The organism is Veillonella sp. CNR 79/14 (genome assembly GCF_003992185.1).
Taxonomy (GTDB): Bacteria; Bacillota; Negativicutes; order Veillonellales; family Veillonellaceae; genus F0422.
Window position 1 is genome coordinate 199,184 of the sequence record NZ_RQVH01000003.1, and the last position, 16,094, is coordinate 215,277.

Annotated in this window: 14 protein-coding genes; 1 reads left to right on the forward strand and 13 read right to left on the reverse strand. The window is 38.7% G+C overall.

Translation table 11 applies throughout. From position 1 onward, the window contains the following. Positions 1–11: 11 nt before the first annotated feature. From EO119_RS02095 to EO119_RS08095, 5 genes are all read right to left on the reverse strand, one after another. Complete coding sequence (locus tag EO119_RS02095) at positions 12–1,166, reverse strand: galactokinase (protein ID WP_126940500.1); 1,155 nt, start codon at positions 1,164–1,166, stop codon at positions 12–14. Next, a complete protein-coding gene (gene galT / locus EO119_RS02100; RefSeq protein WP_126940501.1) occupies positions 1,159–2,145 on the reverse strand; it encodes a galactose-1-phosphate uridylyltransferase in 987 nt (328 codons plus the stop codon). The genes EO119_RS02095 and galT overlap by 8 nt, the downstream gene beginning before the upstream one ends. Before the next feature lie 555 nt (positions 2,146–2,700). Continuing rightward, positions 2,701–3,321, reverse strand: coding sequence for a 3'-5' exonuclease (locus tag EO119_RS02105; RefSeq protein ID WP_126940502.1), 621 nt, complete (start codon positions 3,319–3,321; stop codon positions 2,701–2,703). Between the two features lie 108 nt (positions 3,322–3,429). Further along, entirely contained in the window at positions 3,430–3,708 is a 279-nt protein-coding gene (locus tag EO119_RS02110) for a hypothetical protein (protein ID WP_009353288.1), read from the reverse strand. Positions 3,709–3,794: 86 nt separating this feature from the next. Then, a complete protein-coding gene (locus EO119_RS08095) occupies positions 3,795–3,950 on the reverse strand; it encodes a hypothetical protein (protein WP_009353348.1) in 156 nt (51 codons plus the stop codon). Between the two features lie 279 nt (positions 3,951–4,229). Between EO119_RS08095 and EO119_RS02115 the strand changes: the two genes are divergently transcribed. Then, on the forward strand, positions 4,230–4,808 hold the full coding sequence (locus EO119_RS02115) for a TetR/AcrR family transcriptional regulator (RefSeq protein ID WP_009353294.1): 579 nt from the start codon (positions 4,230–4,232) through the stop codon (positions 4,806–4,808). A gap of 203 nt (positions 4,809–5,011) precedes the next feature. Here EO119_RS02115 and EO119_RS02120 read toward each other — a convergent pair whose 3' ends face one another. The 8 genes from EO119_RS02120 to EO119_RS02155 all read right to left on the reverse strand — a co-directional run bounded on the left by EO119_RS02120 (position 5,012) and on the right by EO119_RS02155 (position 15,450). Continuing rightward, the gene (locus EO119_RS02120; protein ID WP_126940503.1) at positions 5,012–6,334 is read right to left on the reverse strand and encodes an MATE family efflux transporter; all 1,323 of its coding nucleotides are present in this window, start codon (positions 6,332–6,334) and stop codon (positions 5,012–5,014) included. A 180-nt stretch (positions 6,335–6,514) separates the two neighbouring features. Continuing rightward, positions 6,515–7,288 carry an ABC transporter ATP-binding protein gene (locus EO119_RS02125; protein WP_126940504.1) on the reverse strand — a complete coding sequence of 258 codons (774 nt, stop codon included), beginning with the start codon at positions 7,286–7,288 and terminating at the stop codon, positions 6,515–6,517. Next, entirely contained in the window at positions 7,281–8,072 is a 792-nt protein-coding gene (locus EO119_RS02130) for an ABC transporter ATP-binding protein (RefSeq protein WP_126940505.1), read from the reverse strand. Before EO119_RS02130 ends, EO119_RS02125 begins: the two co-directional genes overlap by 8 nt. A 105-nt stretch (positions 8,073–8,177) precedes the next feature. Next, a complete protein-coding gene (locus EO119_RS02135; RefSeq protein ID WP_176782567.1) occupies positions 8,178–9,761 on the reverse strand; it encodes an ABC transporter substrate-binding protein in 1,584 nt (527 codons plus the stop codon). Positions 9,762–9,798: 37 nt separating this feature from the next. Further along, on the reverse strand, positions 9,799–10,626 hold the full coding sequence (nikC, locus tag EO119_RS02140; RefSeq protein WP_126940506.1) for a nickel transporter permease: 828 nt from the start codon (positions 10,624–10,626) through the stop codon (positions 9,799–9,801). A 1-nt stretch (position 10,627) separates the two neighbouring features. Then, positions 10,628–11,560, reverse strand: coding sequence for a nickel ABC transporter permease (gene nikB / locus EO119_RS02145; RefSeq protein WP_126940507.1), 933 nt, complete (start codon positions 11,558–11,560; stop codon positions 10,628–10,630). 540 nt (positions 11,561–12,100) lie between these two features. Continuing rightward, on the reverse strand, positions 12,101–13,054 hold the full coding sequence (locus EO119_RS02150) for a magnesium transporter CorA family protein (protein ID WP_009353462.1): 954 nt from the start codon (positions 13,052–13,054) through the stop codon (positions 12,101–12,103). 302 nt (positions 13,055–13,356) lie between these two features. After that, positions 13,357–15,450, reverse strand: a complete 2,094-nt coding sequence (locus EO119_RS02155; protein ID WP_126940508.1) for a heavy metal translocating P-type ATPase — start codon at positions 15,448–15,450, stop codon at positions 13,357–13,359. Positions 15,451–16,094 lie beyond the last annotated feature (644 nt).

Here is a 16,094-nt window from a genome sequence, read left to right on the forward strand (position 1 = left end):
TTCTATCTCCTTTACAGTGAATACACCCCATCACCAATTTCAGCAATATATAGACTAGGGGTAACACCTATTTGTTTCTCGTACTCTTCTGGAATAGCTCTCATAAAAGCCTCAACATGCTCATCTTTTACAAGGGCAATGGCACAACCACCGAAACCTGCACCTGTCATACGAGATGCAATACAGCCTTCTTGAGATCGTGCTAACTCAACAATCGTATCCAATTCTTTACCTGTCACTTCAAAGTCAACTTGTAAAGATCTATGAGATTCATTCAAGCAATGTGCAATCCCTGTTAAATCAGCGGCTTCCAAAGCTTTCATGAAATCTAATACACGTAAATTTTCAGTGATGACGTGACGAGCTCTACGCATCAACACATCATCAGAAATAGATTCTAAATCATCCAATGTAGCCAATGCCAAGCCAGAGATATCTTTATGCTTGCGGATAATTTCAAGAGCTGCATCGCACTCACCTTTGCGCTCATTAAATTTAGAATCCACAAGACCTCTTTGTTTATTTGTATTCATGATGACAAGAGTATGTCCATGCCAGTTCAAAGGAACTAGTTTTCGTTCCATATGCGTGCAATCTAACAAGACACCATGGCCTTCTTTACCGTGTGCAATAGCATACATATCCATGATGCCTACTTTTACACCTACGAAATGGTATTCTACATGCATGGCCATTTTTGCCAATTCCGTACGATCAATTGGAGTTAGACCCAACTCTGAAAGCAACATATAACTAGTTAAATCTAGCATACATGCAGAAGAGGACAAGCCTGCACCAGCTGGCAAATTACCATTATAATAAATGTCCATACCTGGTACCTTGTGACCCTTATCTTTTAAGAATTGAATCACACCTAATGGATAATTAGCCCAATCGTGTTCAATATTATATTGGAAAATTTCATTTACATCAACCACTACAGTCTTTTCCATATTATCAGAGTGTAAACGTACCTTGCTATCTTCACGTAAACGGATGGCTCCATAAATACCTACTTTAAGTGCCGCTGGGAATACATGACCACCATTATAGTCTTGGTGCTCACCAATAACATTCACGCGACCTGGAGCAAAATAACAATGCACCTCTCCTGAACCTTCGCCAAAGAAGGGCAGAAAACGCTGTTGTAATTTTTCTTTATTCATTTGCTTGTTCAACCTCACTATATAGTTTGCGCAATTCCGGTGCTGTTTCTTCTACGGCACTTGTATTCGCTGCTGCCCATGCTCCCATTTCAGAGGATGCATAGTATTTAATTTTATTGGCTTCTCTGAAAGGAGGATAGAATTGAATATTAAAGTGATAATATTCTTCATGTCCTGCATATTCAAGGCTATTTACAGGATTTTGATGATATACCATCATGTATGGGAATGGCATATTAAATAAACGATCGAAGGCTTCCGTTAATGTTTTTAACATATGCGCCAAATCTTTGGTTTCTTTTTCAGTACAATCTGTGATGTAATTCATGTGACGTTTTGGCACGACAAATACACCATAGGGATAATCTGTAAAGAACGGAATATAGGCTAAGAAAGAGTCATTTTCTCCTACAATGCGAGCATCTTTTTCTTTCTCAACTTGATTCATTTTACAGAATAAGCATTCACCATGTTCATGATGATGATCTTTCGCACTATCTAGTTCCACTTGTAGCTTCTGCGGTACAAAGGAATAGCCATATAATTGACCATGTGGATGTGGCATTGTCACACCTACAGCTTCCCCTTTATTTTCAAAAGGATAAATATATTTAATTTTTTCATCTTTTGCTAATTCACTATGACGCTCTTTAATAAGGTTTAGTAATTTAACAATATGATCTTCGGATAATTCGTAAAATTTAGCAGTATGCTCCGGAGAATATAAGATAACTTCGCATTTCCCATAGTTTTCTTGACTTTTGTAAAAGTCATTACCATCTTCATAAGGAGCCTCTGGCATTTGCGTTAAGGCTGGAAAGTCGTTATCATATTTCAACACATCATAATCTGCAGGGACTTTTTTATTAATACCTGGGCAGAATGGGCACCAATCCTTTGGCATCGTTGGGCGTGCTTTACGGTTTGAAGCGACCATTGTCCAAGTCCGCAATAAAGGATTCCATCGTAATTCCGACATGGAATACCTCCAATCTATAGTTATATGCTTTAAAAAATGAAAGATAATTTTTATACATACCTATTCTTTCATATTTTAACATTTTTTTCAATACTTAATTAAATAATAAGTTATATGATTTACTCATAATTTAATCTTTTTTCATGTTTTTCCACTTTTTTGATATCTTATGATACAAAACAATGCCACATCCCCCTTCTCTCACTGCATTCTGAATGTTCGTTCAGGGGAATATGGCATTGTTTTTTCTTTATTTGGGGATATCAATATATATTGAAACTCCTGTAATACGCACAAATTATGAGTAAATCATATGGGGGCTTATTCGGAGGGAGAATGGGATAATGTAGTATATTTACTATTATCTTTTCTTCCAAAGATAATTAGTAGTTAACTCCCCTCTATTTTTCTTATATCATAGGCATGTATCGTTTCGATATCTGTAGGACTCCTATCCATATCATACAAAATATTTTTTAAATATTTTTCTTACTTTTATATATACAAATACAATTTACTAGTAGTATGACTAAATGTAATAGATACTAAAGTTCACTAGAAGAAGGTATCTTGTGTGCCGCTTTGTTTGACTTCCATTTGGGCCCGTCGTTCATCGGTGATGAAGGAGTCTGTTTTCATATTAATGACATGCAACAAGCCTCGCATGGAATCTACACCTTTTTCTTTCGCTGCTGCAATGGCTACTTTGGCACATACTTCAGAGTCGTCCAAGGCATTGTGATGGTTAAATTTGATACCTAAGAATCCGCCCAAGGTATTCAACTTATGATTCACTAAATCAGGCCATACTTTTCGTGTGATGCGGACGGTGCAAGTATATTCTAAATCAGGCCATTCAATATTGTAGTGGTCCAAGGTGGCACGTAACACGTCGATGTCGAACTTCGCATTGTGTGCTACTAACAGTTTACCTTTTAAATGGTTATTATAAATCGCCGGCCACAACTGATCAAAGGTAGGCTTATTCAACACTTCTTCCGGTTGGATACCATGGATACCAATGAACTCTTGGTTGAACTGCATCACTGGGGGCTTGATTAAACTATAGCCACGTTTTGTGATCCGCCCATCTTCCACAGTCACCACAGCTAAGGAAATAGCACTATTCTTACTTTCATTAGCCGTTTCAAAATCTAAGGCCACAAAATTTAACATATATCCTCCTCACGCAAGACTTTAACATCTGTGATTACATCAAGAAAAAGCAGATGCATCATAGCATCTGCTTTTATTATATAGTATTTTTAATGAAAGTAAAATCGATTATTGAATCGCTTTCTCAAACACTGCTTTGATTAAAGATTTTGTTTGTTCGTAGCTTTCACCAGGTTGTGCCTCATATTGTTTGTCCAAATCAAACCACAAATTTGGATAGTATTCGTATGGATGTGTTTTGAACAATTCTACAGCATCTTGATCTTCTACCCAGTTAATTTTGATTTCTTTGAACGCAGGGTTTTCTGCTTGCAATTCTTCGATAGCGCGGAATGCGTTAGCGCAATATGGACAATGATGTAAATGGAAACCTAAAATTTCTTTCATAGTATACTCCTTTCATCGAATCGATATATTATATCGAATTTATTCAATTATAAGATTAGTATACCACAAGAAAATTCATTTTACAACTATAAGCCAGCGTGGTATGTCAAAATTGCAGTCCAAGATGTATGAATCCAACTAGACACATCAACCGTTGTATGTAGTGCAACGGCTAAAAACATGGCTCCTGTAATTACGGTGGCAGCAGTACTGCTCATAATCGCATCAATTCGTTCTAACATAAGAACACATCCTCTCTAATCTCTTACTTTATACGGCTGAAAGTCATCACTATACCCAGTCTTTGTAGTAGATGCTCTCAGTTAAAATCTAAACTATCTTTCATAATAACAAAGATATGAAACACTTTGTCACTTATGATATACTATTAGTATAGTGGAATTAAAAGATTTGACAAGAATCACTTTTTCTATTTTGTTATTTACGAAACATATATAGAAAAGTATCCTATATTGAATAAGTATCTCATTTTGTTTGATTCATATATGTAAGGAGGAATTATGGATAAACGACAAATGAAAACTAGAAAAGCTATTTTCGACGCCTTTGTTAGGCTTTTAGAACATAAAAATTATAATGCTATCATCGTGCAAGACATTATCGATGAAGCCCTCATTGGCCGTAGTACATTTTACGCACACTTTGAAACAAAAGAAGATCTATTAGAAGCGCTCTGTCACGAATTATTCTCTCATATTATCGACACTGCATCAGACTTCTCCCATGCTCATGGCTTATATAAAAACAGCCACATCAAGGAAGCTATCTTCCTCCATATCTTGCAGCATTTAGAGGACAACGATAATAATATTTTGGGTCTTCTTTCCTGTGAAAGTAACGAACTCTTCCTACGTCATTTCAAGAGCAGTCTGAAAGAACTCATCCAAAGTCATTTCTTAAACAATCAAACTTGTCCACACAACAATATCCCTCATGATTTTATCTCTAATCACATTGCAGGATCTTTTGTAGAAATGGTTCTTTGGTGGCTGGAAACTGGTCGAGAGTATTCCATTGAAGACATGTCACGATACTTTTACCATATTACAGAACCATTGATTTTGGAACATCAACATTAATACCATAAACAAACGCAACAAGGCGCTACCTTAAGCAAATTCGCTCATCGGTAACGCCTTTTTGTAGTAATATCAACTGTATATGTTTTTAATTGTCATTAAGATATTCTTTATGGCATATTGTTGTGCCGACTAGAATGTAAAACATCCATCTACTATCGATTACGCTATTTTGTAAAACAACAATTTTCATTAGAAACATATTAGACCGCCAAGGAAAACCGTTTTTTTGCCAATGGAAGGAACAGCACTAAAATGATAGATTCTAATAGGTACGTGAGCACATAGGTCATCCATATGCCGTCATTACCGAATGGAGGGATCAGTAATTCTTGCATGCCTACAAAGAAGACCACTGCAATGAACATCATATTCCGGATAGATGCGGTCTGACCGATGCCATTATACATACCATATAATAATAATCCTACTGCCGCACAGATAGGATAGAGCAATAGATAATGGGAATATTCCAAGGCCATCGTGTAAATCTCTGGTACTGAGGTCATAACCATAATGATATCATTACGGAATAATCCCAGCACGATTTCTACAATAACCACATATACCGCTAAGCATTGCAGGGAAATCTTCAACGTATCTTTCCAAAGCACCAAGTCACGTTTTCCAAATGCTTTTCCAGTAAATACGCTGACTCCGTTCGCCTGTCCATCTGTGAAGTATGCCATGATAAAGATAATCTCCAAAATCACCGCATTCGTCGCTAATACATCACTGCCCATAGCACTGCCTGCTTTGGCAAACAAATTGTTGATAGTCAACAAACAAAATGTACGAAGCATAAGGTCTGTGTTGACTTTCATGATAGATAGGAAGGGTTTCACTCGTTTTAAGGTATTCCATATATGGGGTGTTAGGTCTAACCGTTCACGAACTAAGTACATAGCACCTAGGCCTACTAAGAACGCATAGATTTGGGAAATCAAAGAGGCCCAAGCCACCCCCTTTACTCCAAAGTCAAAGCCAAATACAAAGAGAAAGGACAAACCAATATTCAACACATTCATGGAGATTTGCATGATCATAGTGGCGCGAATCATCATCTGTCCCATAAGCCAGCCTAACGTAACATAATTGACCAATACAAAAGGAGTTCCCCAGATTAAAATATCTGTATAGTCCGCCATCAAAGCGATCACCTCTGGGTCGGGATGCATAAAACTTGCATAGTAATCAAATATCCAAGGATATCCCACGATAAAAGCGGCACTGATAAGTAAAGCAATGATGAGAGGCCGAAAAAAACTTAAGGATGCACTTTCCTTCGATTGTTCTCCCAAAGCCTGTGCAGAAAAAACTGTTGTGGCCACCCGCAAAAATCCAAAGAGCCAATACATATTATTAAATAAGATAACTCCTAATGCTACTGCAGCGATGTACATAGCATTATCCATATGCCCCATAATAGCCGTATTCACGGCCCCTAATAAAGGTTGTGTCACGGTAGAAATCATAAATGGAACTGTCACTTTTAAATACTCTTTGTAGGTCAATCGTTCTTCCATCTTACCCTCACAAAAAAAGAGGAACACCTAGGTGTTCCTCTTGAAACATTTTCATACACCATTTGATACGTTTATTATATCAAAGTATGTTCATATAGCACAAATATATCTTATTCATACAATTTATGTTATATTACAAAACAATCTATTCATCTAATGAAAAATAATGTTAGCCATAGATTAGCGCTCTAAATTATAAACCGCACTTAACAATTGTTTTGTATACGGATGCTGCGCCTCTGCTAAGGCATCTCCATTCAGGCGTTCTACCACTTCCCCTTTATACATGACCACAACTTTGTGGCAGAATAAATGGACTAATGCCAAATCATGGCAAATAAATAGGTAGGTAATGCCTTTTTCTTTTTGTAACCGTACCAATAGCTCGATGATTGTATCTTGTACAGATACATCTAGAGCACTCGTGGCTTCATCGCAAACGATAATTTCTGGTTCTAATGCTAATGCTCTAGCAATAGCCACACGTTGCCGTTGCCCGCCACTCATATTATTCGGATATCGGTCTGCAAAATCTTCTGGTAAATCTACCATTTTTAACAATTCTCTAGCTTTCGCATCTACATCTGCTTTGCTAATGAGATCAAAGTTACGCAATGGTTCACAAATGATGTCACGCACTTTCATCTTCGGATTGAAAGCGGCTGTTGGATCTTGGAATACCATTTGAATATGACGATAATTTTGGCGTTTTTCTTCACCTGTTAATTTCGTAATATCTTTACCTCGGAAAATAACAGAGCCAGATGTAGGCGCATGCATATTCATAATAGTCTTCACCAAGGTAGACTTACCACACCCAGACTCCCCTACGATAGCTAAGGTTTCGCCTCGCTCTACATCGATAGAAATGCCATTACATGCACGCAAGGTAGAACCGTCAGCGAGAGGAAATTCTTTCACAATATCTTGAATTTGCATAATAATCTCAGACATAGCGTTTTCCTCCAATTTCTGGCACAGCATTGAGTAATTGTTTCGTATACTCCGCTTGTGGGTTGCGAATGATTTCCTCAGCTGGACCATATTCCACCACAGCCCCTTGTTTCATCACCATGATTTTATCAGACATATGAGCTGCTACGCCAATATTATGAGTGACAATAATCATGGAAGTTTTATTTTCACGGTTAATGCGCAATAATTCTTCTACAATTTGCGCTTGTGTTGTTACATCTAGGGCTGATGTAGGTTCATCTCCCAATAATAACTTAGGAGAGAATGTGATGGCCATGGCAATCCCAACACGTTGGCGCATACCACCACTGAGTTCAAATGGATAGGACTTCATGATGGCCTCAGGATGTGGCAAATTGGTGAGCGCCAACATTTCGATAGCTTTTGCCTCTGCCTCTTGTTTAGACATCGTGCTATGCAATTGAATGAACTCTACAAATTGTTTGCCAATCGTTTGGATAGGATTCATCATATTGCCACTATCTTGGAAAATCATAGCAATGTGATTGCCCCGCAAATCCAACCAATCCTTTGTGGAAAACCCTAATAAGTCTTGCCCATCAAAGGTAATACTCCCTTCAGACACACGACCTGTATTTGGTAATACACCTAGCAATGCACGGATGACCGTTGTCTTACCACTGCCGGACTCCCCCACAATGGAAACTATCTCCCCTTCTGCTAGATCTAAGTTAACCCCTGCAATCGTAGGATTTGAATTATTTCCGTAGGTAACGGCTAAATTTTTAATACTAAGTAACATATAGATCCTTTCTGACTATTTCGTGAGTATGGTACTGAAAGTTACTGCTACATGCAACAAGGGGAGGCACAGTGCCTCCCGATTGTTGCGGACATCTACAAAGGATTATTTTGCTGGTTTAATATTTTTCGTCAACCAGTAGTAGTCTGTTGGGTACATCACTACATTTGTTAACCAATTTTTATTGACAATATTTGCTTTAGCGTAACCTAAGAACAATGCCGCACCATCATCCAATAAGATTTGTTGTGCTTCGATAATTAAGCTTCGACGTTTAGATTTGTCGAATTCAACTGCTAATTGATCCATGATGGCATCGAATTTAGGATTGCTGTAACCAGAACCATTTTGAGGGTTTTCACCATTCAAGTTAGTTTTCCAGTACCATTTCAAGAAGATTTCTGGGTCACCAGTGTTCGCTGTTATGGTGTTGGAAATCAACAAGTCATAGTCGCCATCGATACCCATTTTATCTAGTAAATTATAGTCAACAGTTTCAATATTTACTTTAATACCGATTTTTTTCATATCGGATTGAACGCCTTCTGCATAGATTGGAAGCTCTTGACGACTGTTGTAAACTACGAAACGTACTTCTAAGTTTTTGCCGTCTTTATCTACATAACCGTCTCCATTAGTATCTTTCCAGCCAGCTTCTGCCAACAATTGTTTGGAACGTTCAGGATTGTATGCATTAGGGTCTTTCAACTCATCGAAACCATAATCCAAGCTTGGTGGAATTGGAGCTTTACCAGGAATGAAAGTACCTTTCAGCAATACTTCGTTGTAGGATTTACGGTCAGTACCACTGATAAAGGCAGCACGCACTTTTGGATCACCTAATACACCTTTTTGGTTAATACGAGCTAATACTGTACGCAAGGATGCCATTTCTTCTACGTTGAATTTGCTGTCATTACGCAAAGTTTCAATGTCGCCAGCAGCGATGTTAACTGCCACATCTACGTCGCCGTTTTGCAATGCTAAGGCACGAGTTGTAGGGTCATCGATGGATGGGAATTCTACCGTTTTGAAAGGAACTTCCCCATCCCAGTAGTTTTCGTTAGCCTCTACCACTGCTTTTTCTTTAGTGAAGGATTTCACTTTGTATGGGCCAGTACCGATAGGACCTTCTTTCGCGAAGTTACGGCCAGCTTTTTCAGCGGACACATCTACGATGATAAATAATGGGTCAGCCAAGAAACCAGGCACATTTGGATAGGCTTTATCAGTAGTGATAATCAAGTTTTGACCTTCTGCTTTGATATCTGTGTATTGGAAGAATGTAAAAGCACGTTTATTTTTCTCAAACGAACGCTCAATGGATGCTTTTACCGCTTCAGCAGTCACTTTATTGCCATTGGAGAATTTAGCTTTGTCGTTGATTTTAAAAGTCCAAGTCATTTTATCGTCAGATACAGACCAGCTTTCCGCCAACCAAGGTTGTGTATTCATTTTTTCATCGAATTTAACTAATGTTTCACCAATACCGTAACGCATAACTGTCCAACCGAAGTAGTTTTGTGTTGTCTCCAATGTGTCTGCGAAGTTTGTAACCCCAAATTTTAACACACTTTTGTCAGCTGGTGCCGCATTGTCGTTACCACAACCTGCCATCACACCTAACGCCGCTACTGCCATAACACCAAATGTAGCATTACGAAGCCATTTTTTCCAACTTTGTTTCATCTTAAGTTCCTTTCTATAAAACTTAACTACTAACACATTAATGTGAATCTTTACTACGTGGATCTAAGATATCCCGCAGCGAATCGCCCCATAAATTGAAGATGGTCACCACAATGAAAATGGCCATCCCTGGATATAACATCAATTCTGGTGACGATAAAATATATTGACGGTTCTCATTGAGCATTAAACCCCATTCTGGCGTCGGAGGCTGTGCCCCAAAGCCCAAGAAGGAAAGTCCCGCAACTTCCATCATCATAGTCCCAATATCCATAGCCCCTGTGATAACAATCAGAGGCAGAACATTCGGTAAAATATGGCGCCATAAAATGGTCATTTGTTTTGTTCCATTCACTCTGGCTGCCGCAATAAAATCGTTATGGCGAAGTTTGATCACGGCAGAACGGGTCATTCGTGCATATTTCGCCCAGCTCACCACCACGAGAGCCAAGATAGCATTGATGGCGCTACCACCCATAATGCCGGCAATGGCAATGGCCAATACCACCCCTGGAAAGGATAACATAATATCTGTAAAGCGCATCAATACAAGCTCTACTTTACCTCCAAAAAATCCAGACAAAATTCCCACTACTGTACCAACAATGGCTGTTAGAATTACTAGAATCATTGTCATGAACAAGGAAGTTTGTGTACCATAAATGATACGGGAGAACGTGTCACGCCCTAATTTATCTGTCCCCATCAGATGTTCCGCAGAGGGCTTTAAGAAAGCTTTTGACATATCTGCATTGAACGCATCATGTGGTGTGATATAGGGAGCAAATATAGCAATTCCTACTACGATAGCCACTAAGAGGGAGTAGAAAGAAAAGCGTTTGTGTTGCAAAATAAATTCTTTCATCTTATCCCCTCCCTTTCAACCGTGGATCTAATATAGAGTAGGACAAATCTACTAAGAAGTTGACGGCTGTATAAATGAGAGCTACCCATAATACGAAGCCTTCAATCAACGGATAGTCACGCATGGCAATGGAATAGACTGCCATTTTACCCATCCCTGGCCAAGCGAATACGATTTCAATCACCGCAGCCCCTGCCAAGAGCCAACCGACATGCATACCCATGATCGTTATCAATGGTAATATAGCATTGGGCAATACATGTTTCCACAAAATTTGAGATTCACTCATACCACGTGCACGAGCCCCCATCACATAATCTTGATGCAATTCTTCAATGATGACAGTCCGCACTTGGCGCGTAAACTTTGCAGACATAACGCAAGCCAATGTGATAGCCGGTAAAATCAAAGCTTTAAAACTGATTGCCGACGTAGCAATCGGCACCAAGTGCAATTTAAAACCGAAGATGTACAGCAGAATCATGCCTAACCAGAAACTAGGCATTGATACATTCACAAAAGCAAAGAATCGAATGATAAAGTCTGGCAGTTTATTGGCTTTCACAGCCGAATAAATCCCCATTGGTATGGAAATGAGTACATTTAGTGCAAAGGCTGACACTGCTAATAAAGCCGTAGCGCCCAAGCCTTCTAATAATTTGTCGGTCACTGGTTTTTTCCCTGAATAGGAAATCCCCAAGTCACCTTGTACGGCACCTGCTACCCAGTGCACATACTGTTCCATAAATGGCCTATCTAAGCCCATCTCTTTTCGTGTAGCCTCAATCATTTCCTGCGACACAATAGTGTCCCCTGCTTCTAACACCATCAAAGCTGGATCCCCAGGAGCAATGTAGGTCAAGCAAAACGTCAGAAACGTAACACCAATTAATGTAATTAGCAATTGTGACACCTTACTTAGTATAGTTTTCAATCATCCACATCCTTCCCTTAAAATTAGTGAGCATGCATTCATATTTTCAATAAATACCCAAAAGAAAAAACCACCCTTTGGGTGGATCTACATTAAGTTAGCAAGGGCTATAGTTTAGACAATCTTGCTCCATCTTGCCCATAACCCTATACAACTTTTAGCAATATCTCCCCCAAAATATTCTTCCCTTATTTAAGGTATTCATAGTCAATATCTACGCCCAACTATATTATAGATATTACATAAATATGTTAATTTCTTTTATCAAAAAAGTCAAATGACTAATGTGAATATTGCAAGACATGGAGTGCATACTTGTTTGAAAGTGTACATTTCTAGCTATTTATCTGTGATTTATATCATTTTAAATCATCGTTTTTACACAAATTGAAAAATATCTATATAGTAATTTTATTCATTTTGTATAATATTAATGACTTTTAAAGATAGATATAAGAAACTTTCATAATTAACCTGAATCGTGACATAAGAAAACACACCCCAGGGAGCCCCTTAGGTGTGTTCCATTTTACTATGCAATTAAAAGAAATCGTTTTTCCAAAGCCAATAGCCTGCCAGGGCTGCAAAGCTTATACCAATACCAATCACATACTCAAAGCCATATTCCATATCAGCAAATGGCACCGGTACATTGATACCCCACAAGCTAAAGATGGCCGTTGGTACAGCTAACATAATTGTCATGGCTGCCAATAATTTCATAACTAAGTTTAAATTGTTAGAAATAATGGATGTAAAGGCATTCATCATATTCATCAAAATATTAGAATACATTTCAACCATTTCCACAGCCTGCTTGTTCTCAATGATCACATCTTCTAATAGATCCTCATCTTCTTCATAGATTTTTAATAAGTATCGCACATCATCATGGCGGCGAATGCGTAAAATCCGTTCCATTACCGTACCATTACCACGCAGTGCGGAGGTAAAATAGGTCATGGATTTTTGTAATTCCAACAATTGAAACAAATCTTTATTCCGTGTCGTATGTCGTAATGTTTTTTCAATGTCATCCGTACGGCGGTCAATTTGTTGTAAATATCGCAAATATAGTACCGCTGTGCGATACATGATTTGGAACAGAAATCTTGTCTTTTTAAAAGTATAGAAGGTTGGCATTTGATTGCTCAAGAACGGATATAGCACTTCTGCTTCTTCTAAACAGATGGTAATAAAGAAATCTTCTGTCACAAATACACCCAAAGGTACTGCATCATATACATCAGAACCGCGCAGTACCGGAATGTTAATAACGACGAAAATGTATTCATCTTCAATTTCTACGTGAGACCGTTCTTCCGTATCCAAAGCTGCTTTCAGTACGTCCGTTGGAATCTGTGTCATCATATTGACGATAGCCAACTCATCGGGGTCTGGGTTCACCAAATTTATCCATGAACCTTTTGTAGCATCTTGTACAGTGGAATCTGTAAATAATTCCCCCTCTACGTGTTTGTGTACCGTTAACATGTGACACCTCCTTAACGTCTTAATAACCCTACCCTTTATCTTAATCAATCGAGGCCGATTCGTCAATTTTTTTATGATTTCTCGTGAAAGTTTCTAACAATCTTTTACTGTTTCCACTCAATCAATGTATAGGGGTAAATACGATACCCATGTACAACAAAAAGGACCTGGCCTAATACCAAGTCCTTTTTGCTGTATAGTTGTTATGTAGTGATATATGCCTTGTATAACTACAAGGAGGGAAGATATCACAATGCCTCCTGCTACATAGTTGGGCGTACATGCTAGCAGGAGGGGTTATGTTATTTGCTGTAGAAAATACGGATAGAGTTCAAGATACAAAGAATGGATACCCCTGTATCTGCAAAGATAGCTACCCACATATTAGCAAAACCAAATACACCTGCTACCATAACGATGATTTTTACAGCAATAGCGAAGAAAATATTTTGCCATGCAATAGATAAAGTACGATCCGCAATACTTAAGGAGCGCCATACAGAATCTAGGTTAGAGTTCATGTACACTACGTCTGCTGCTTCGATGGCAGAATCTGCACCACTACCCATAGCACCGCCTACGTCAGCACCTGTCAATACAGGCGCATCGTTGATGCCATCACCTACGAACATAACAGAACCACGATCATTACGTAGAGACTGTACCACTTCTAATTTATCTTGTGGTAATAACTCAGCACGCACTCCTTGGATACCTACTTGTTGAGCAATATACTTTGCACTAGCTGCCACATCACCTGTAAGCATCACTGTTTGATATCCTTTGCCGTTCATGCGACGAATGGCTTCCTTAGAATCAGCTTTTAAAGCGTCAGCGATGATGATACGGCCTATGTATTGACTATCAACAGCTACGAATACTTCACTACCATACACATAATCAATCAATGGGGTTGCAATATTTTCTTTCGCCAACAAACGAGCATTGCCGACTAATACAGCATGACCTTCTACGTTGCCTACCATGCCGTGACCGGAAATTTCTTTTACATCCTTGGCCGTAGTAAACTCTACCCCTCTACGTTGTACTTCTTCTACGATAGACATCGCAATTGGGTGTGTAGATACGGCTTCTAAGGCTGCTGCATATTGCAACACTTCGTTTTCTGTATAGCCACTAGCTACTTCTACTGTTTGTACGTTGAAAGTACCAGTTGTGATGGTACCAGTTTTATCAAATGCAATCGCTTTCACACGGCTCATAGCCTCGATTGCTTTACCACCTTTAAATAAGATACCTTGTCGAGAACCAGCACCAATGCCAGAGAAGAATGCCAATGGCACAGATAATACTAAGGCGCATGGACAAGATACTACTAAGAATGTTAAAGCTGTATAAATCCAATATTGCCATTCTCCTGTGAATAGAGGAGGTACTATGGCAACGATAATCGCCAATGCCACTACGATTGGCGTATATACGCGAGAGAAACGAGTAATGAATCGGTCGATTTTTGGCTTGGATGCTGCTGCGTTTTCCACAGCATCTAAAATGCGCATAACCATGGAATCTTTTAATTCGTGAGTTACTTCTAAGACAATGCGACCATCCACGTTAATACAACCAGACATCACTTCTGTACCTACTGTGGCACTCACTGGAACAGGTTCCCCCGTCACCGCTGCTGTGTCGATACGTGTAGTGCCTTCTACTACGCGACCATCCAATGGGATACGATCGCCAGGGCGAATTTCAATATGAGATCCTACTTGTACATCTTCTGGATTTACAACTTGTACGCTACCGTCACAAGCGATTAAACGTACTTCTTCTGGGCGAAGATCCACTGCATCCATGACCGCATTACGACTGCGCTCTGTAGCACGTTCTTCAAAATAAATCCCTACTTGGAAGAACAACATAACACCTACAGCCTCTGCATATTCACCGATGATTAAAGCACCGATAGTAGCAATAGACATCAAGAAATTCTCGTCAAAGAATTTACCTTTCATACCATTTTTAACAGCTGCCCATACAATACGCCATCCTAATACAACAAATGTTACGATTAACAATGGAGTCATATATTGTTCTGGTACCCAATTCGTAAGCTCTGCCACTGCCATCACGATAGCGCCAACGATTATGGCAGATAAACTTGCATTGTGTTCATGGTCATGATCATCTTGCTTTGCTTTTTTCGCCGCTCGTACAAATGGTACCACCACAACACCATCTTCTGTAGCATCACAAACCGCTTGAATTTGTTCTTGCAAAGCATCCATATCTTCTAAAGTAGAGGTAATTCGCAATTGTTTCGTACCAATTGTAAAAGTCGCTGCCGACACAGATTCTAGTTGAATTAATTTTTCTTCAATGACACTAGCGCAATTTGCACAGTTCAAATTTTGTAATGTAAAAATGCGTTCCATAGTAACTCCTTTTTATTGATATATTACATATATTTTATGATTGAGTATTCATTCATATATTCATTATATCTACAAAATTCTATTTTGTCAACATATGATTACATATTTATTTATTATTTTTTTATCCCTAGTTTTATCTCATTTCGATAATAAAAAAGCACCCTAGTACTTAGAGCGCTGTATGCGAATTCGAACCGCATCTTTATAACAATATGTTATCGTCGTTCCAGTAGGCCAACAGCGATTTTTTATTTATTCTATTATCTCATGGATTTAATAGACTTGCAAATAAATCGTTTTTATAACCAAATCTACCAATCAGGAGAAGAAAATATGTAATATAATGTTCTATTTAAAGACGAAACATTTTGGATGACACAAAAAGATAAATTACTTCTAAAGCAACACAAGTAGATCTATACACAAAAGCCAGCAGTCCCTATGTTCTGCTGGCTTTCAGGGTTATAGGACAAAATGAGTTGGTAGACTATCTCCCTACACGACAAAGAGGACTTAGCCTAATGGCCAAGTCCTCTTCGCTGTATAGTTGTTATGTAGTGATATATATCTTGTATAACTACAAGTAGGGAAGATATCACAATGCCTCCTGCTACATAGTTGGGCATACATGCTAGCAGGAGGAC